The organism is Frankia umida, assembly GCF_023242945.1.
Taxonomy (GTDB): Bacteria; Actinomycetota; Actinomycetes; order Frankiales; family Frankiaceae; genus Frankia; species Frankia umida.
On sequence record NZ_JALKFT010000022.1, the window covers coordinates 1 to 18,342 of the forward strand.

The window sequence follows — 18,342 nt, forward strand, 5'->3', positions numbered from 1 at the left end:
CCAGCGATCATCGAGACCGAGGAGGCGCTACCCACGAACCAAGCAGCCTGATGTCTCACCGGGATTGACAGGCTCCGCCTCGGACGATGCGGCTACCGGTCCGGACACCGGACCGTCTCCGTCAGCAGCAGCCCGCCCGCCGACGACATGCACCACGCCCAACAGCGTCGACGGGAACAGACAGATGCGCCGGGAAGCTTCACCGTCAAGAATATCCGACAAACAAGACGAATCTGGTCGAACCCCAAACATGCCGAAGCCCCGGGCCTCGCATCGCGCCGGCCGTCTATCCACGACTTCGGTATGTACGGAGCGTTATCAATGAAGGCATGCCTGGCCGGGGAGGCGTAGGTCAGCTATATCGTGTCCTGCGAGTTCTCAATCATCCCCGCGGTACCGTGTACTGCCGTTGAACACCGATCGTAGCCATTCCCTCTTTCGGATCCCCTGTTTCGTCGGTGACGAGGACACCTTCGGGATGGCCTGAGTGTCTCGGTGACGCAACTATGAAGATCGCGGCGAACGCCGTTGTCACCCCACTCACCTGCCCGGGTCCACGGTAGGGCGCGAAGCCGTTGGTTGATCCTTTCAGGTTGCCTTAAAAAGCAGTGACGCCGGTAGCTTCTTCGTCTAAAGCAAACTATGGTTGCTATATGTCTCCCACTGATCCGCTGCATTTCGGTTTGCTCGGGCCTTTGGAGGCCCACGCCGGCGAGGAGAGCATCAAGATCGGTGGACCCCGGCATCGCACACTCCTTGCGATCCTGCTGCTGTCGGCAGACTGCGTGGTCAGCGTTGATGCGCTGATCGAGGGGCTGTGGAACGGCCGGTCGCCACACACCGGACGCGGACAGATCGCCATCTGCGTGAGCGCACTGCGCAAGGCCCTGCGCTCGGCCGGCTGCGCAGACGAGATCATTCAGACCGTTCATCCCGGGTACAAGTTGTCCTCCGCGCACGCCACCATAGACCTGGTTCAGTACACAGAGCTGGTCAATCAGGCCCGGGCCCTGGTTCACATCGACCAGCTAGAACCGGCCGACCGCCTCTTCGACCAGGCCCTGGCTCTCTGGCGCGGTGACGCGCTGGCCGGTATAGACAGTGATCTGGTCCGGAACGAAGCGGCCAACCTGGACGAGCAGCGGCTGACCGTGCTCGAGGAGCACCTGACGCTCAAGCTGAACCGGGGCATGCACCGCACCTTGATCCGCAACCTGACCGGCCTGGTCCGGCAACACCCGCTGCGCGAGCGCGGGCGGGCCAACCTGATGCTTGCCCAGTACCGGTCTGGTCGCCGGGCCGAGGCGCTGGACACCTTTGCCGAGGGGCGCAGGTTGCTCATCGCCGAGATCGGGCTGGAGCCCGGGGTGGAGCTGCAGAATCTGCAGGCCGCCATCCTGCGCGATGATCCGAGCCTGCTGACTCCGACCACCGTGAGCCTGACCAGCCCGCCGGTGTATTCCGACCGCCCGTCCCAGCTGCCGGTCGTGCCGGCCGAGCTGATCGATCGCGGCGCCGAGCTCAGCAGCCTGGACAGGTTGCTGAGCGAGCCGTCCGGCTCCCGGCGGCGGGTCGGACTGATCACCGGCACACCCGGCGCAGGCAAGACGGCGCTGGCGGCGCACTGGGCGCAGCAGCACGCCAAGGATTTTCCGGACGGCCAGATGTACGCCGATCTCGATGACGGCGAGCAGATCCAGCATCCGAGCGTGGTACTGGATCAATTCCTGCAAGCACTGCACGTGCCACCCGGTCAGATCCCGCGGGCGCTGTCGGACCGAACCTCGCTCTACCGCAATGTGCTGGACGGGCGTCGACTGGTCGTGCTGCTGGACAACGCCAGTTCCTACAGCCAGATCGAGCCGTTGCTACCTGTTTCCGGTTCCTACAAGGTGTTGATCACCAGCCGGCAGCCGATCGCCGAGCTCTACGGCGACCCTGCAGTGACCTACGTAAGCCTGGCCGAGCTGGCTCAGCCCGCGGCGGTGGAGCTGCTGGGCACGTTGGTCGGCCGCAGCCGGATCCGGACAAGTGATCCGCAGACCCAGCGGCTCGCCGAACTGTGCGGGCGATCGCCGCTGGCAATCCGGATCGCCGCCAGTCGGCTGATTGCAAAACCACACTGGACGGCCGCTGATCTGGTGCGCCGGTTGGAGGATCCGCACCGGCGGTTGGATGAACTGACGGAGGGTGAGGTCAGCATCCGGTCCAGCTTTGCCTCGAGCTACCGCCACCTGCAGCCGGAGGAGGCGAGGCTGTTCCGGCTCCTGGGGATGCTTGCCACTCCCGCGTTCACGGTCTGGCTGGGTGCCGCCCTCATTGATGCCAGCCTGATCCGGACCGATCAGATCATGGAGCGGCTGGTGGATGTGCAACTGCTGCGAGTGGTGTCGGTGGATGGCAAGGGCAGGGCCCGCTACGCGTTTCGCGAGCTGGCCGGGTTGTATGCGCGCGAGCTTGCGACCTGCGTCGACAGTGCGGCTGAGCTGCGGAATGCGGTGGACCGAGCCCACGGTGCGCTGCTGGCGCTGGCCGAAAACGCGCACCGAATCCGCTACGGCGCCGACTTCGCATGGCCGTCGGCGCCGGCTCCGCGCTGGCTGCTGCCCGAGCGGCAGGCCCGCGAGTTGGTGGCCGATCCACAGGCGTGGTTTGAACTCGAGCAGCAGACCATTCTGGCCGTGGTCCGCCAGGCCGTCCGCCGCCAGCAGACCGGTCTGGCCTGGCAGTTGGCGATCATCATCGCTGCCTCGCGTGTCGCCACCGAGACCGCTCGGCAGTGCTGCAGCCTGGCGCACGAGGGTGCCGCGCTGGCCGGTGATGGGCGGGGCGTCGAGGCGATGGCCTGTGCCGCTGCGCTGCTCGGCTACGACGAGGGGAACGGGCGGCTGCGGCTGGCGCTCGCGGAGTTCATGCTGGCCGATGACCGGCATGGCCGCAGCCAGGTCCTTGCCCGGTTGGCCCCCGAGCAGACCCAGTGCGAACCAGCCGAGGCCCGCCGCCTGTTCGCCGACGCACTGATCGAACTGATCCGGCTCGCCGGCCTGGACCAGTCACTCGGCCAGCGCCGGCCCGGAGCAGGCAGGACCGTTCGGCCCTCGTCGAGCTGAGGACGACGCGATCCGGTCACCGGGCTGCTCCATCGGTCCGGAGCAGTCCCGCTGGCCGGCCCCTACTCAGCCTCTGATCGCTGCGCCGGTTCCGGTGACATGTCGCCGCCGGGCACCAGCGGCAGGCTCATGCGCACCTGGGTCGGGCCGCCGACCGGGCTGAGCACGCGCAGGCTCCCGTCCAGCACCGCCAGCCGGTCACGCAGACCGGCCAGGCCGGAGCCGTCCGCCTCCACCGCTCCACCGCACCCGTCGTCGCGCACTTCGATGCGGAGCTCCGAACCGGTCACCATGCCACTCACCCACGCCTCGTCCGCACCGCTGTGCCGGGCGACGTTCACCAGAGCCTCGCAGACCACAAAGTAGGCCGCAGCCTCCACCGGGTCGGGCAACCGTCCGGGCAGATCCACCGACAGCGTCACGGGCACCGACGACCGGTCGGCGAGATCTGCCAGCGCGACCGCCAGACCTCGGTCGGTCAATAGCCGCGGGTGTATTCCCTGGATCAGGTCGCGCAGGTCGCGCATTGCGGCAGCCAACTCCTGCTGAGCCTGCAGCAACAACGGCTCGACATCACCCGGAGCGACCGACCGAGCCAGTCCGAGGGTCATGTTCAGCGCGACCAGTCGCTGCTGTGCGCCGTCATGCAGGTCCCGCTCCAGCCTCCGGCGCTCCGCCTCGAAGGCCGCCACGAACCGGCTGCGGGACGAGGTGAGCTGGGCCAACCGGGCGCTGGTCTCCGGCTCGCGGGCGCCCAGCAGCAACCGGGCCAGCCGGGCATGCACCGCCGCCACTACGCCGACCAGGTAGCAGCCGGCGGGCAGCAGCACCGCCGCCAGCACCAGCGACCCCAGTGCCGGCCAGGTGCCCTGCACCGACCAACCGGGCAGCGGCCGGACCACCGGGTTCAACCCGGTCAGGAGGCTGGCCGAGGTGTAGAACAGCGCCACCGGAAGGCCAATGCCGCCGGCAAGTGCCGCCAGCCCGGTCGGCCACAGCAACAGGCAGAGCAGCCCGACGTAGCAAAGCTCCCGCCAGCTGGCCAGCTCGCCGAACCGCGCCCGGGCGAAGGCCAGGGCTCCCGGTCGTTCCAGCGACAGGTGCGGATTCCCGACCGGCCGGCTGTCGACGAGGCGTAACCGCGACCGCTCCACCGCCCCGATCGGGATGCCGGACAGCAGCAGCCCGACCAGCATCGGCAGCCCGACCAGGAGCACGGCCAGCGCGGAGCCGATCACCGCCAGGACGCTCAGCAGCACCAGCGCGGTGACAGCGAGGAGAACCCCGCTGGCCAGGTAGGCCGCGGCCCGCAGCGGCCACCAACCGGCCAGGTAGTCGCGCCGGCGCAACGCCTGCCAGACAGTGGCGCGTGCACCGGTCGGCATCTGTCGAGCACCGATCGGCCACTTACCGTCACATGCCGGCTCAGTCATCAGTGTCAGCGTAGGGGCAGACCGACCGGGCCGGATGGCCGGCAGCCGGGAGCGAACCATTGCCGGGCACCCCTGGGGGACAGGCATCCAGCCGGGTGGTAGGGCTAGCCATACTCTCGATTGTCCGCCGGGGCGTAGTGCCAGAGCGTGTCGGAATGGATGTACTGGATGGATGTCGTCGGCGCAGCCCATCGAGCTCATCCGCGTGAGCAAGGTCTATGGAACCGGCGCGGCCGCCGTGACCGCGCTGGACTCGATCACCCTCAGCTTCCCGAGCGGTTCCTTCACCGCGGTCATGGGTCCTTCTGGCTCGGGCAAGTCCACCCTGCTGCACTGCGCGGCCGGTCTGGACAGGCCGACCGGCGGTCAGGTGCTGTTGGCGGGCACCGACCTGACCAGCCTCAACGAGACCGCGCTCACCCGGCTGCGGCGGGAACGGCTCGGTTTCGTGTTCCAGTCCTTCAACCTGATCGCGGCACTCACCGCCGAGCAGAACGTCGCGCTGCCATTGCGGTTGGCCGGCCGCCGGCCGAAATGGGCCGAGGTGCGCGTGGCACTGCAGCAGGTCGGCCTCGCAGATCGGACCGGACACCTGCCCAGCCAGCTGTCCGGTGGCCAGCAGCAGCGGGTCGCCATCGCCCGCGCCCTGGTCACCCGTCCGCAGGTGCTGTTCGCCGACGAGCCGACCGGTGCGCTGGACCGCACCACCTCGGGCGAGATGCTCACCGCGCTGCGCAGCCTGGTCGACGGTGCCGGGCTGACCACCATCATGGTCACCCACGATCCGCTGGCCGCGTCCTACGCGGACCGGGTGGTGTTCCTGGCTGACAGCCGGTTGGCCGGCGAACTGGTCGACCCGACCATCGAGAAGGTCACCGCCCAGATGACTCGGCTGGAAGGGCTCTCGTGCTGAGCATCGCACTGGCCACCCTGCGGGTCCGCTGGGTCAGCTTCGCAGGCACTTTCGCGGCACTTCTGGTCGGGGTCACACTGCTGTCGTCGGTGGGCGTCGCGCTCACCGGCGCCGCTGGTCCCGGCGGGCACCGCCCGTTGCGGTTCGCCACCGCACCCGCGGTGCTCACCCCCGACACGTCCGTCCCGATCCGCGGCGACGGCTACACTGATCGGCTCAGCCTGGACGGTCGCCCGGCGCTGCCGGCCGCGGCGCTGGCGGCGGCCCGCGGGGCCGGCCGAGTGGTCCAGGACCGCTCCTTCTACGCCCAGCTGGCCGGCAGCCGGACCGCGAAGAGCCGGCCGCCGCTGGGACACGGGTGGTCGGCGGCGGCCTTCACGCCGTACCGGCTGCTCGCCGGCAGCCCACCGAGCGGCACCGACCAGGTGGTGCTGGCCGGTGCTCCGCGTGACATGGTGGGCCGGCAGGTCAGCGTGTTGACGGTGGCCGGCCCGGCCAGCTACAGGGTCAGCGGAGTGACCGCGGCGACCTCGTTCGAGCAGGCGATCTTCTTCGCCGACGACCGGGCAGCCGAACTGAGCCCGCCGATCAATGCCGCGGTGGTGTACGGCTCGGCCGACCGGCTGCGCCAATCGACCGCCCGGGTGAACCGCGACCAACCGGATCGCCCACGTGAGCTGGTCCTGACCGGCAACGCCCGCCACGATGCCGACCCCGGCCGGGCCGACGAGCGGATGGCACTGCGGTCGGTGACCGGCCTGCTGGGGGTGACCGCCGGGTTGGCCGCCATCGTCACGATTTTTCTGGTCAGCGCCACCTTTGCGTTCTCTGTCCACCAGCGCCAGCGCGAACTGGCCCTGTTGCGGCTGGCTGGCGGTACCCCCCGGCAGATCAGGACGATCGTGCTGGCCGAGGCTGCGCTGGTCGGCCTGGTCGCCGCCACCCTCGGCGCACTGATCGGACTGGTAGGCAGCCCCTTGCTGGCGCGCTGGTTGGTCGCCCGGCAGGTAGCACCGGAATGGTTCCAGGTGCGACTGACACCGTTGGTGCTGGTGACCCTGGCCGGCGTGCTGCTCACCGGGGTCTGCGTCGCACTGGCCGGCGCCGCACTGGGCTGCCTGCGGGCCGGCCGGATCCGCCCCATCGAGGCGCTGCGGCAGTCGCAGGTAAGCCGGAGCGGAATGGGGCCGGCCCGCTGGATGCTGGGCCTGTTCACCCTGCTGCTCGGCATCGCGTTGCTGTGGCTGGTGCCGTTGGCCGACCCGCTGGTCGCGATCGGGCTGAACCAGGGCTTCGGGGTGGTGCTGATCGTGGCCGTCGCGCTGCTCGCACCGCTGGCGATCCGCCCTGTGACCGAGGTCGCCACGCTTCCGCTGGTTCTCGGCCCGGGCGCGACAGGCCTACTGATCCGGCAGACCACCCTCGCCTCCGTCCGCCGAGCCGCCGCCACAGCGGTGCCGGTGCTCATCACCCTGGGGCTGGCCGCGGCCCTGCTCGGATCACTGGCGACGTTGAACGCGGCGAAGTCACATGAGCTGAATCGATCGCTGTCCTCGCAGTTCACCGTGGTGAGCAAGACCGGGCCAGGCCTGGACCGGTCGGTGGCGGATCAGGTGGCGGAGCTGCCGGGCGTGACCAGCGAGCCGGTGTACCAGGTACAGCTGTACGGTCCGCAGCGCGGCAGCACCAGCCTGGTTCAGTACGAGGCACAGGCGGTACAGCCGGCAGCACTGAGGACCCTCTTCGACCTCCAGGTGGTAGCGGGCTCGGTCACGGGACTCAACGACGGCACGATACTGATCGACCAGGAATGGGGCCGGAAGGTCGGCGACAGGGTAACCGTGGTATTCGGCGACGGCACCCGCGCGCAATTGACGGTAGCCGCCGTGCTGCGTACCGGATTCGGCAACAACTCCGCGTTCGTGACCCCATCCCATGCAGGCCAACTGCTGGCCGAACGGATCGACGTGGGTGGCCCGGCCGGACTGAGCGCGGCGATGATCGCTGCAGCGGTCCACCGGCCGGACGTGACGGTCCTGGCGACGACAGAATGGGCGAGAACGACTGACCGGCATCAGATCGAGCACAGCCGCCAGAATGCGACCACGGTACTTCTCATCGTGCTGCTCTACAGCGGGTTGGCAACCGTCAACACGATTGTGATGGCGACCGCGGCCCGTGGCCGGGAGTTCGCGGCACTGCGACTGGCGGGTGCGGGACGATGGCGAATCGTCCTGATCAGCACGGCTGAAACGCTACTTGCCGTCCTGGTCGGTGTGCTGCTCGCGGCAATCGCGACCACGCTCTCACTCGCCGGACTCAGGGATGCCATCCGCGACGTGACCGATTCATCTTCAATCGTGATCGAATGGGGCACGCTCGCCAGCCTGGCAGGTGTGATTATCGTGATCGCGATCCTGTCGACGGCGATTCCGTGCCTGCTCGTGATGCGTGCTCGGCCAATCCAGCTCGTCGGCAACCGCGAGTAGGCGGTGCAAGTGTCCTCGGACCATTCCCGGGAGCCGTCCGATCCGGAACCGTCACCTCGAAGCGGGCAGGTACAGCTCATGACCACACCATCTTTGGGTGGGTGCAGGCGCGTCAGCAGCGGGCCAGGCCCGGCGACGCAACCGGATGTCGACGGCCAGCCGGTGCCGCTGATGTGCCCGCCCCGGGCCGGCATGCGGGCATGGGCAGGGCGTTATCGGCGGCCATCGAGCTGGTCGGCGCGCCGTACCTCGTTACCGAGTCGCGCCTTCCGCGGTGTGAGCTGCTGGTGGACCGGTTGCTCGCCGAACTTCGACCCCGCGTGAGCCAACCGTTCGGCCTGTGCGGCCCAGCAGGGCCGCGGCACGTGCCTTCGAGCTGCCGATCGCCCTCGGACACCGCGGCTGGCCCGCCCCGGTGCAACTGAGGTGGTAACCGCTCTTCGGGCACTGATCCCGGTGGGACAATTGGGAGGATGTTGATGGCCGAGCAGCGCCGGCGGTTCACGCCTGAGTACAAGGACGAGGCAGTGCGACTCGTCATTGATTCGGGTCGACCGATCTCCGCGGTCGCGAAGGAACTGGGTATCAACGGGGGTACCCTCGGCGGCTGGGTCGCGACCTGGCGGCGCGCCCATCCGAACGACAGCGAGGAGGAGCCGCTGTCCATGTCTGAGCGGGCGCGGCTACGCCAGCTGGAGAAGGAGAACCGGGAACTCCGGATAGAGCGTGAGTTCCTCTCAAAGGCTGCCGCCTTCTTCGCGCAGCGTCATCAGTGACCGACGGAGCCGAGCTGGTCGCCGCGGCGAAAGATAGCTCCCTGGACGTAAGCCATGCCGGTGGCCAATACCGCTCGGAGGGCTTCGCCGGGCGCCGCGCGCCAACATCTGCCCCGGCGCTCCGGCGCAGCTGGTGCTTGCTGGGGCCTTGCAGTCACGGTCCACGCGGACCGATGGATACCTGGCGGTAGCCTTCACCGCGAAGGTGCTCCCTGCGGCCGACAGATACATCGCGCAGGACGTGCCGCGTGTGTGTGCTGCGCTTTCCTCACGCGCGACAGCGAAGAAGTTGCGACCAGGATTCCCTCGCCGTGAAAGATATGAGATGGTATCATGACGATCGTTTTGATTAATGCGGTGTGCGGACTCGTTCTGGTAGGAGTTCTGTATCGGTTCCCCGTCCTGCGGGTGTGGCGGCGGGTGTCGCTGCAGTCGACATTGGGATGGCTGGCGAAGTTCCTCGTGATCTGCGCGATCGTGCTTACCCTCTGGATCGGGGTGTTGATGTGGCAGTTGCATGGACGGGTGGGTCAGCGCGGCCTGGGTAGTTCCTGGGTGGGTCTGGACGTGGCCGAAGTGGTCGGCATGCTGCTGGTGGTCCGGCTGCTCCACCTGCGCCACGCTGCGGTCAGCCCGGTCGCTGCGGCTACCGCCACGCTGCTCGCCGTCGACGCCTGGTTCGACTGCGAGTCGGCCGGTCCGCGCTTGGACTACCTGCTGTCCATCGCGCTGGCATTGCTCGCCGAACTGCCCCTGGCGCTCCTGCTGGCCTGGGTGAGCTCACAGACGCTGGCCTGGACCAATCGAGCGGTGCCACCTCAGCCATTGAGGTAGGCGCGCACAGCCAGCACTCGTCGATGGCTACCTTCGTCCGGCGGCAGATTCAGCTTGGCCAGGATCGCCCCGACATGTTTGCCCACCGCCGCCTCGCTTACTGACAGCGCTCGTGCGGTAGCCGCATTCGACCGTCCCTCCGCGATCAGGGCCAGCACCTCGCGCTCGCGGGCGGACAGCCGCCGGATCGGATCTCGGTCATGCCGCAGTATCTCCCGCACCACCTCGGGGTCGAAGACCGTTCCGCCATCGACGACTGTCTGCAGCGCCTCGGCAAAGGCCGCCAGGTCGCCGATCCGCTCCTTGAGCAGATAGCCGATGCCGACACCGTCCCCAAAAGCCATCAGTTCGCTTGCATAGATCCGCTTGATGTACTGGCTGACTATCAGTATCGGCATTGCCGGATACTGCCGGCGCACCGCTGCCGCCGCACGCAGGCCCTCTTCGCCAAAGCTGGGCGGCAGTCGGACATCCGTGATCAGGAGGTCTGGCTGATGCTCGGCGATCGCCTCGATGAAGCCCTCGGCATCCGGCAGCGTCGCAACGACCTGATGGCCGAACCTGTCCAGCACTCGGAGCAGGCCCTCGCGCACCAGTACGCTGTCCTCGGCGATCAAGATCCGCAGCGCCCGCGGCGCCGACCCAATGGGCATGCCGCACAGCCTAATACTCCCAGCCGTCCAGTACTGCAACGGTAGTTGGCTGAGTTCGCGTCGTTTGTAGTGGCTGCGTCGGGCCTGGTGCAGGCGGCGTCGGTGCCAGTCCGCCCAGGCCCAAGCGCGGTCGGCGAGACGTGGTCGCTGGAGCAGGGTGGCGATCAGCCGGCAGATCTCGGGCAGGGTCAGCCCGATCATGCCCATGCCGGTGGGCGGTGAGGAGAGCCCCGTTTCTCGGACGCCTGCTTAGCGGGACTTGGGTCCCGTTACAGGCCGTGGATCAAGGATCTAGTGAGCGGTACGGCGATAGCACCGTCGACCAGCAGTGCAGTGAACCGTTCGTCTCACAATGGCCTTGGGTCAGACCGCGCTGCCGGCCGGAGCCGGCTTTCGCTGATTGAGCCAACCGAGGTATTCCTGCACGCTGGGCAGTGAGGCAAGCAACTGGTCGGCCTCGGCCTGCAGCCGGACGAACTCGGACCGGGCCCGCGTCGGATCAATCAGCGCCAGCGCCGGCCGCGCCGTTCTCGGCTGATGGCCCAAGCCTAGCAGCATAGTGTTCCAGGAGTATGCCTCGAAGCCGTGGTAGTGCGGGTAAATGGTGGTCTCGTCCAGTAGCCGGCTGCTGGCGATCTCGAGCCGGTCGGCCAGCCCGTCCGGTACGGAACGCTCCTTGGTGGCTCGCCAGTACGGTGTGTCCGCCCGGTCGGCAGCCCGATAGTGCAGCACCAGGAACTCCTTCACGCCGTCAATGACGTGGGCGACCCTCTCGTTGTACGTGCGCATCAACGCTGGGTCCCAACTGCCGTCCGGGAAGTTCTTGACCAGCTGCTCCACCGCGTGCTGGATGAAGAAGATGCCGGTGGACTCCAACGGCTCGACGAACGCGCTTGACAATCCCACTGCCACGCAGTTGTGCACCCACGAGTTGCGTTGCCGGCCGATGCGCATGGCGATGTGGTTTGCCTGCAGCCCGTCCGCCCCCGGCGCTGCCTGCTCGCGCAGCCGTTGCTCGGCCCGCTCCGGGGTGCAGAACTGGTCTGAATAGACATAGCCGGTGCCGACCCGGTCATAAAGCGGGATGGTCCACATCCAGCCGCATTCCAGGGCGGTGGCGGTGGTGTATGGCGACATGCTCCGGGGTGACTCCTCCCAGGGCACCCGCAGGGCCACCGCTCGATTGTTGGGCAACACGTCCAGGAAGGACTCGAACGGCTCGTCGAGCACCTCGTTGATCAGGAGCGCTCTGAAGCCTGTGCAGTCCAGATACAGGTCACCAACCAGCCTGCCATTGCTCTTGGTCCGGACCGCGCTGATCCAGCCGCGCTCGTCCTGCTCCACGGAGACCACGTCATCGACGACGTGCCGCACCCCGCGAGCTCTGCCGAACTCGGCCAGGTAAAGTGCCAGCAGTGCCGCGTCGAAGTGATAGGCGTAGGGAAACTGAGCGCGCTGCTCCTCCAGGGTCGAGCGGCCGAGCGAACCATCAAGGCCGGCGGCGAACAGGTTGCCGCCGATCTGGCGCGGTGACCGATCGGCCTCGCACAGTTTGGCCATCAGGAAGCAGTTCTGGTCGAAGGCGCGGTCCGGATCGCCCAGCGCGAGGTTCCAGTCGGCGAGGCTGAATCCGTGGACGGCGCGCAGCCGTTCGAATGGGTGGTAGAAGTGGCCACCGTCGCCGCGCCAGTTCTCGAACCGGATCGCCAGCTTGTAGGAGGCCGAGCAGTGCGGCATCCATTCCTGCTCCTGGAGGCCGAGGTAGTCGAAGAAGTGCCGGACGGTGCTAAAAGTCGCCTCGCCGACTCCGATGGTGGGAAGCCGGTCGGACTCGACTAGGGTGACCGATAGCCGGTCGCCGAAAGCTGCCTTGAGATAGGTCGCACTCATCCACCCCGCAGTACCGCCGCCGACCACTACCACTTCCTTGACCATGATTGCCCCTGAGAATACTCGCCCGGCACGTGGTCGCACCAAATCTGGCGGATTGACTATAGGGGGACGGCCTGCGCCGGCTCTATCGTTTCGATTTCGTATCGCTACTCGTCGCGATTCCGCCGGTTTTCTGGGCTGGCCGGGCAGAGGGATGCCCCGGAGTGCGGGCGGAACCAGGCGCTCGGCGCCCCGCGGCTGGTGTGCTCTGCGCCGTGGCGTGGACAGATCCGCCCGCGGGGTGGCAGCAGCTGCCGCGGTGAGCCCCGCTTCTCGGACGCCTGGGCAGTAGGGGCCGCAGCTGACGTATGCGACGGCCGCAAAGGTTGCGACGGCCGTGTAGCAGCGATTTTCTTCCTATTCGGGGTTGGGAAGCTCGGGGGCGGACTGGAGTCGCGACCTCAAGGTATTCTTCGGCTATCACGACAATCAGTACCGGCACTGCGGGAACGGTCTGCTCACCCCGGCCCTCGCCTACCGCGTCACGCCGACACGGTCCTGCCAGGCCCCGCGCGTCCTCGGCGCCGCCTGTGCTCGCACGACACGGCGCGCGTCGCCCGACCCCGGATCAGCCCGCCGACTCCCGCACCCTCCGGGCAATCCCGCACCACCCCCAGCCACGGGCTGGTAGCCAGACCCGCGCGGCAGCGGGCCGCCCGGCCGGGACCCGACGGCGGAACTCACCACCGAACACAGCGGGTGGTCCTGACGGGATCTCACTCACCCGGCCGGTGAAAGATCGATGCGAGTCGCTCCAGTCGTGGAACGGGTACGATCTTCGCCTATTGAAAGAGATTCAATGGCGGCTGCGGATAGGGTCCTCCGGTGGACTTCTTTGAAGATGAACACGCTGACGCCCAGGTTCGCTACCTGAGTCGGCAGGAGGTAGTACGCGCGTGCAGGGACCTTGATGCCGTCGAGGTCACTGCCGAGGCGCTACGTCAGCACGCTGCCGGCAACGCCATCCTGCCGCCCGAGGCCTACCTCGGCTGGCAGGATTCCACTGGCCACACCGCTCGCTGCCTGGCGATGCCCGGCGGCCTGCATTACCCGGACCGAACGGCGCTCGGGCTAAAAGTGATCAACAGCAGTTTGGGGAATCCTGCCCGGGGCATCCCGCGTTCGCAGGGTTTCACCATGGTCTTCGATCCGGAAACCGCGCGGCCACAGATGATCATGGAGGCCGCCTACATCAGCGCGGTGCGTACCGCGGCGGTCACCGTAGTGACCGCGCTGGCGGTGGCCGGCCACGCGACCAGCTGCGGCCTGATCGGCTGCGGCACGCTGGCCAAGGCCCACCTCGTGCTGCTGGCTGGCCGGTTGACCGGCCTTGCTGAATTCTGGCTCTATGACCGCGACCGGGCGATCGCGTTGCGCCTTGCAGAACAGTGTGCCGCTACAGCGCTGCGGCATGGGCTGAAGATCCGAGTGGCCGCCAGCGCCGAGGAGTGCGTCCGCAACAGCGACCTCGTCATCCCGGCTACTACCGTCACCGAAGGCTACCTCCCGTTGGCCTGGCTGCGTCCCGGTGCGCTGGTCGCCCATATTTCCCTGGACGATCTGACGCCCGCTGTGATCACTGAATGCGACCTGCTGCTGGTCGACGACTGGCACCTCGTGCGCGATGACTCGCGCCGGCTGCTCGGGCGGATGTGGCGGGACGGCAGCCTGCTGGCGCCCGGTGGCGATCCGAACCCGGACGTCGCGCCCCGGCCACCGGCCCGCGCGGTCGATGCCAGCATCGGCGAGGTGCTGATCGGTGCGCACCCCGGCCGCGCCGCGGAGGGCGACATCATCGTCAGCAATCCGTTCGGGATGTCGATTCTGGATGTCGCGCTGGCTGATCGGGTACGCGAGGCGGCAGGGCGGCTCGGACTCGGCCGCGACCTGCCCGTCTGAGCCGCGCCTAACCGGGTGACCGGGCCGGAGGTCAGCCGGCTGGGACGAATGGTTCAGCCATCGCCACCGCGATCGTGCGCGGCCCGGTGAACGGCTCACGAGCGTGCGCGGTGAGCATGTTGTCGATCAACAGGACGTCGCCCCTGCGCCAGTCGAAGGAGTAGGTCTCGGCCCGGTAGCACTCGCGCAGATGATCCATCACCTCGAGCGGAATAGCGCCACCGTCACCGAAATAGGTTTGCGTGGGTAGGTCATCCGGTCCGAACAGCGCCAGCAGGCCATCCCGCACCTCGGCACCGACGGTGCTCAGGTGGAAAAATGTCGCGTGGTTGAACCAGACCCGGTCGCCGGTCACCGGATGGATCCGCACCGCGTCGCGGACTGCCCGGGTGCGCAGGCCGTCCCCGGGCAGCCAGTCGACGCTGATGCCATTGCTGGCGCAGTAGTCGGCGACCTGATTCCGATCGCCCGTACCAAAGATCTTCTGCCAGGCGATGCCGAAGTCGGCGTACAGGTTGCGCACCACCATCCACCGGCGGCTCTCGAACTGCTCCCGTACCTGCGGGTCGATCCGGCGGATGATGGCGCGGGTATCGGCCAGCGGCGTTGCTCCCCGGGTGGAAGGTGGCTGCAGGCAGTAGAAGCCGAGAGTCATCGGCCAGCGCGCCTGGTAGGAGTTCTCGTTGTGCAGAAAGATCTCCTCGTCGGCCGGGTAGTCGGTCGAGGTGTAGATGTTGCCCTCGATGGTGCTCCGCGGCGAGGACCGTTCTGAATAGGCCAGTGCCGGCTGGCCGGCGAACGCCTGGATGGCGGCATCGAAATCTTTCGGGCCGTTCACCGCGAAGTCCCGGAACAACAGCGCGCCGGTGCTGCGCAGTTGGCCGCGTAGGTCATCGCGGCGCTCGGCGACGAACTCCAGCAACGACCGGCCGGCCCCGGCCGGGGTATGCCAGAGCAAGTGCGGTTCGCGCTCGGTGGGAACCGCTGCCATGATCGTCTCCCTGCAGGTAGTGGCGGTCAGCCGGACATGGCGACAAGGACCCGGCGGGCTCCGGTGAACGGACGTCGGCCGTGCGCGATCAGGACGTTGTCTACCAGCAGCAGGTCACCGGCCTGCCACGGCACGTCGACTGCCTCGGCCAGGCCGCGGTCGCGAATCTGGTGCACGTAGGAGCCGGGGATCGCGGTGCCGTCGGCGAAACTGACCGACTGGGGCAGCTCATCGGGCGTCATGAGACTGGCCAGCGCGACGGCCACCTCGTCGCCGAGGCCGGCCGGATGCCACTGGTCAGCCTGGTTGAACCACACCTCGGCCCCGGTCACCGGGTGCCGCACCGTAGCCGGTCGCAGCTGGTGGACCCGCAACCCCCCGTCGGCCTTCCATTCCCATTCCGCTCCGGCCTCGACGAGGTAGTGCTCGACCTGTCTGCGATCGGTGGTCTCGTAGGTATCCGGCCAGCTCTTTCCTAGCCCGTGTCGTTCGGGCAGGTTCTGCGAGTACCGGATGCCACCGGCAAAGGCGGCGCGCAGCTCGGGGTCGAGCATGTGCAGCCAGCGCTCGGCGTCCACCACCGGGGTCGCGCCACCGCTACCCGGCGCCACCTCACAGAAAAATGCCAGCCTGGCCGGCCAGGCGCGCGCGTAAGAAAGCTCGCCGTGCATCGAGATAGTGAATTCGGACGGGAACTCGGTCGAGGTGTAGACGTTAGCACCGACCTTGGTGCGCGGAGAATTGCCATGCACGTAGGCCAGTCGGTTCGGCAACAGCCCGTCCAGGATCTGCGGAAGGGTGCCCACCTCGACGGCGAATCCCCTGAATACCAGGGCCTTGTGCTCGACGAGCAGGGAGCCGAGCTGAGCGGCCTCCCGAAGGTAGTGACTGAGACCGGCGGGGCTTGGCGCCACTCCAGCACCCGCCGGGGTGATCTCGGCCGGCGCCCAGGTTTGTCTCTGCATAGCACTCCGATTCCGACCGCCTACCATGACTCATCATTGCACGGAGCTATCCTCGGCGACCCTGGTTTCCGTCACCGCCGGCTGAGTGCTATGGACCGGCGCCTCGGCGGGCAGCGCTAGGCCGAGCAGCGCCAGCACTCCCATCAGTGCCGCCACCCCGAGCACGGCCGGCTGCGAGCCGAGCGACTGCAACGCCAATCCGCCAAGCAGCACCCCGACGGAACTGCAGCCCGAGCCGATCAGGCCGAGCACGCTGTTCACCCGGCCCTGCAGGGCATCGGGGGTGACCCGCATCTGATACACCCCACCGGCGGTATTGGAAACACCGCCAATGCCGGAAATCATCGCGAAGTCCAACCCGAGCAGCACCGGCTGATGGGTGTTGGCCAGGCCGGCGATCAGCAGCGCCCAGGCCAGTAGCGCCAGAATGAGCACCGCTCGTAGGCTCAGTCGGCGTAGCCACCAGGCGCTGCTTAGCGCGCCGAGTACTCCGCCGAGCCCGGCAGCGGCGGTGATCAGGCCGACCACCCGGGGCGAGCCGCCTGAATCGTGCACGATCACTATCAGAGCCAACGACACTGCCTGGAACAGCAGGTTGGACACGCCGACGAGCCCCATCACCGCACGCAGGAAGGGACGCTGCCAGATCCAGGTCAGCCCCGCGGTCACCTCGCGCCAGAACAATCGGCGTGGCGCGGGATCGCGCTCCTCCTGGAGTTTGCTGCCGATCGCCAGTAGGCAGACCAGGGAGACCGCGTGTGCGACGGCCGCCCCGACCATCGGCAGCCACCGGCCGACCGTGAACAGCACGCTGCCCAGTGGCTGGCCGAGCAGGCCGGATGCCTGGGTACGCGCCTCGTTGCCAGTGATCGCGGCCGGCAACTGTTCCGGGGGGACCAGGTGCCGGATGCCGGCGCGCTCGCCAAGCCGGTAGAGAATGGCCAGGCTGCCCTGAATGAATGTCGCCAGCATCAGGTGCGGCAGCCAGACCCGGTTGGCCAGCACCGCCGCCGCAACGCTGCCGGTGGCCAGCAGGCATCCCAGATCGCAGTAGATCATCAGTCGGCGTCGGTCCCAGCGGTCCACCAGTGCTCCGGCCGGCAGCTGTACCAGCAGGTTCGGCAGCAATGCGGCAAAACCCACCAGGCCGGCCGACCACGCCGAGCCGGTGCGCCAGATCACCAGCAGCGGCAGCGCAATTCCGCTCATTCGAGCGGCCAGCATGGTGAAACCAGCACCGGCCCACAGCAGCAGGAAATTCCGGTTGCCGCGCAGCCGCACCGGCGGCGAGGCAGGATGGGTCGGGGTGCTCACCACCAGATCAGCCGGCCGCTGTCGCCGGGGTGGACCCGGCCCGGCTCGGCCTCGCCAGTCCGGCCGGTGCTGCACCATTCCAGCACCGCCATCGCACTGTGCAGCTTGTTCTCGGCCTGGTCGAAGGCGATGCTGCGTGGCCCGTCGAGCACCTCGGCGCTGACCTCCTCACCCCGATGCGCGGGCAGATCGTGTAGGAACACCGCCCGCGGGTAGCGGTCCATCAGCTGCTGATCCACCTGGAACGGCTGGAATGCCGTCCGCCAGTCCGGATCCGCCTTACTGGTCCCGGTGGTCTGCCAGCGGGTTGTGTAGACGGCGTCCAGCTGTTCGGGCAGCTGCGCGATGTCGTGCCGCTGCACGATCGAGGCGCCGCTCGCTGCGGCCGAGGTTCTGGCCTGGGCCACAACCTCGGCCGGCAGCCCGTAACCAGGCGGCGTGCACAGGGTCAACTCGGTACCCGGGAACCGGGTCAGCGCGAGCGCGAGCGCCACCGCGCTGTTGTTCCCCTCGCCGCAGTAGAGCAGGCGCAGCCCGTCCACCCGCCCGAAACACCGCTGCAGCGTGGTCAGATCGGTAAGCGCCTGGGTCGGATGTTCCCGCTCGCTCATCGCATTCACCACCGGCACCCGACCGTCGCCGGACAGCTGCACCATTTCTGCCTCCGGTCCCGACGTCCGGATCACCAGCAAGTCGAGCATGCGGGACAGCACTTTGCCGGTGTCGGCGATCGTCTCGCCAGTGTTGAGCTGCAGATCGTGCGGCCCGTAGCTGATCAACTGGCCGCCCAGCCGTAGCGCGGCCGTGGCGAATGCGGTCCGGGTGCGGGTCGAAGTCTTGCTGAAATAGGTCCCCACCACCTTCCCGGCCAGCACCGGGTCGGGCCGGGCCCCGGCCGCGAAGGCCGCTCCGCGCGTCACCAGGTCGCGTAGCTGCTGGTCGGTCAGGTCGTCCACAGAGATCAGCCGTGGCATGGTTTCATCCTTTGCTCACAGGCAATGAGCTGATACTAGGAACAGGCCGCTCGTTCGAG

The 18,342-nt window shown here is 67.9% G+C and carries 12 protein-coding genes and 1 pseudogene; 6 read left to right on the forward strand and 7 right to left on the reverse strand.

Annotated features, from left to right (window positions below; all coding sequences use genetic code 11):
- Positions 1-653 precede the first annotated feature (653 nt).
- Positions 654-3,110 carry an AfsR/SARP family transcriptional regulator gene (locus MXD59_RS18950; protein ID WP_248826001.1) on the forward strand — a complete coding sequence of 819 codons (2,457 nt, stop codon included), beginning with the start codon at positions 654-656 and terminating at the stop codon, positions 3,108-3,110.
- A gap of 62 nt (positions 3,111-3,172) precedes the next feature.
- Here the strand turns inward: MXD59_RS18950 and MXD59_RS18955 are convergent, their stop codons facing one another.
- Complete coding sequence (locus tag MXD59_RS18955; RefSeq protein ID WP_248826002.1) at positions 3,173-4,495, reverse strand: sensor histidine kinase; 1,323 nt, start codon at positions 4,493-4,495, stop codon at positions 3,173-3,175.
- A 220-nt stretch (positions 4,496-4,715) separates the two neighbouring features.
- On the opposite strand from MXD59_RS18955, the gene MXD59_RS18960 reads away from it, so the two are divergent.
- The 4 genes and pseudogenes from MXD59_RS18960 to MXD59_RS18975 all read left to right on the forward strand — a co-directional run bounded on the left by MXD59_RS18960 (position 4,716) and on the right by MXD59_RS18975 (position 9,555).
- Positions 4,716-5,456: an ABC transporter ATP-binding protein gene (locus MXD59_RS18960; RefSeq protein WP_248826003.1), complete on the forward strand. Its 741-nt coding sequence runs from the start codon at positions 4,716-4,718 to the stop codon at positions 5,454-5,456.
- A 425-nt stretch (positions 5,457-5,881) separates the two neighbouring features.
- Positions 5,882-7,945 (forward strand): ABC transporter permease, encoded by a 2,064-nt coding sequence (locus tag MXD59_RS18965; protein ID WP_248826004.1) that lies wholly within the window; start codon positions 5,882-5,884, stop codon positions 7,943-7,945.
- Positions 7,946-8,424: 479 nt separating this feature from the next.
- Positions 8,425-8,785, forward strand: a pseudogene (locus tag MXD59_RS18970) (transposase); the annotation flags it as partial.
- Positions 8,786-9,054: 269 nt separating this feature from the next.
- Complete coding sequence (locus MXD59_RS18975) at positions 9,055-9,555, forward strand: hypothetical protein (protein WP_248826005.1); 501 nt, start codon at positions 9,055-9,057, stop codon at positions 9,553-9,555.
- Here MXD59_RS18975 and MXD59_RS18980 read toward each other — a convergent pair.
- Both MXD59_RS18980 and MXD59_RS18985 read right to left on the reverse strand, forming a co-directional pair.
- Positions 9,540-10,409, reverse strand: a complete 870-nt coding sequence (locus MXD59_RS18980) for a response regulator (protein WP_308301739.1) — start codon at positions 10,407-10,409, stop codon at positions 9,540-9,542. The genes MXD59_RS18975 and MXD59_RS18980 overlap by 16 nt on opposite strands.
- Positions 10,410-10,571: 162 nt before the next feature.
- Complete coding sequence (locus tag MXD59_RS18985) at positions 10,572-12,143, reverse strand: tryptophan halogenase family protein (RefSeq protein WP_248826006.1); 1,572 nt, start codon at positions 12,141-12,143, stop codon at positions 10,572-10,574.
- A gap of 822 nt (positions 12,144-12,965) precedes the next feature.
- Here MXD59_RS18985 and MXD59_RS18990 point away from each other — a divergent pair.
- Positions 12,966-14,039: an ornithine cyclodeaminase family protein gene (locus MXD59_RS18990; protein ID WP_248826007.1), complete on the forward strand. Its 1,074-nt coding sequence runs from the start codon at positions 12,966-12,968 to the stop codon at positions 14,037-14,039.
- A gap of 31 nt (positions 14,040-14,070) precedes the next feature.
- On the opposite strand, the gene MXD59_RS18995 is transcribed toward MXD59_RS18990, so the two are convergent.
- From MXD59_RS18995 to MXD59_RS19010, 4 genes are read right to left on the reverse strand one after another with little or no spacing between them, the layout of a single operon-like run.
- Positions 14,071-15,030 carry a TauD/TfdA family dioxygenase gene (locus MXD59_RS18995; RefSeq protein WP_248826008.1) on the reverse strand — a complete coding sequence of 320 codons (960 nt, stop codon included), beginning with the start codon at positions 15,028-15,030 and terminating at the stop codon, positions 14,071-14,073.
- Positions 15,031-15,056: 26 nt separating this feature from the next.
- A complete protein-coding gene (locus tag MXD59_RS19000; protein ID WP_248826009.1) occupies positions 15,057-15,995 on the reverse strand; it encodes a TauD/TfdA family dioxygenase in 939 nt (312 codons plus the stop codon).
- Between the two features lie 33 nt (positions 15,996-16,028).
- Positions 16,029-17,309: an MFS transporter gene (locus MXD59_RS19005; protein ID WP_248826010.1), complete on the reverse strand. Its 1,281-nt coding sequence runs from the start codon at positions 17,307-17,309 to the stop codon at positions 16,029-16,031.
- On the reverse strand, positions 17,306-18,265 hold the full coding sequence (locus tag MXD59_RS19010; protein WP_248826011.1) for an ornithine carbamoyltransferase: 960 nt from the start codon (positions 18,263-18,265) through the stop codon (positions 17,306-17,308). Before MXD59_RS19010 ends, MXD59_RS19005 begins: the two co-directional genes overlap by 4 nt.
- Between the last annotated feature and the right edge of the window lie 77 nt (positions 18,266-18,342).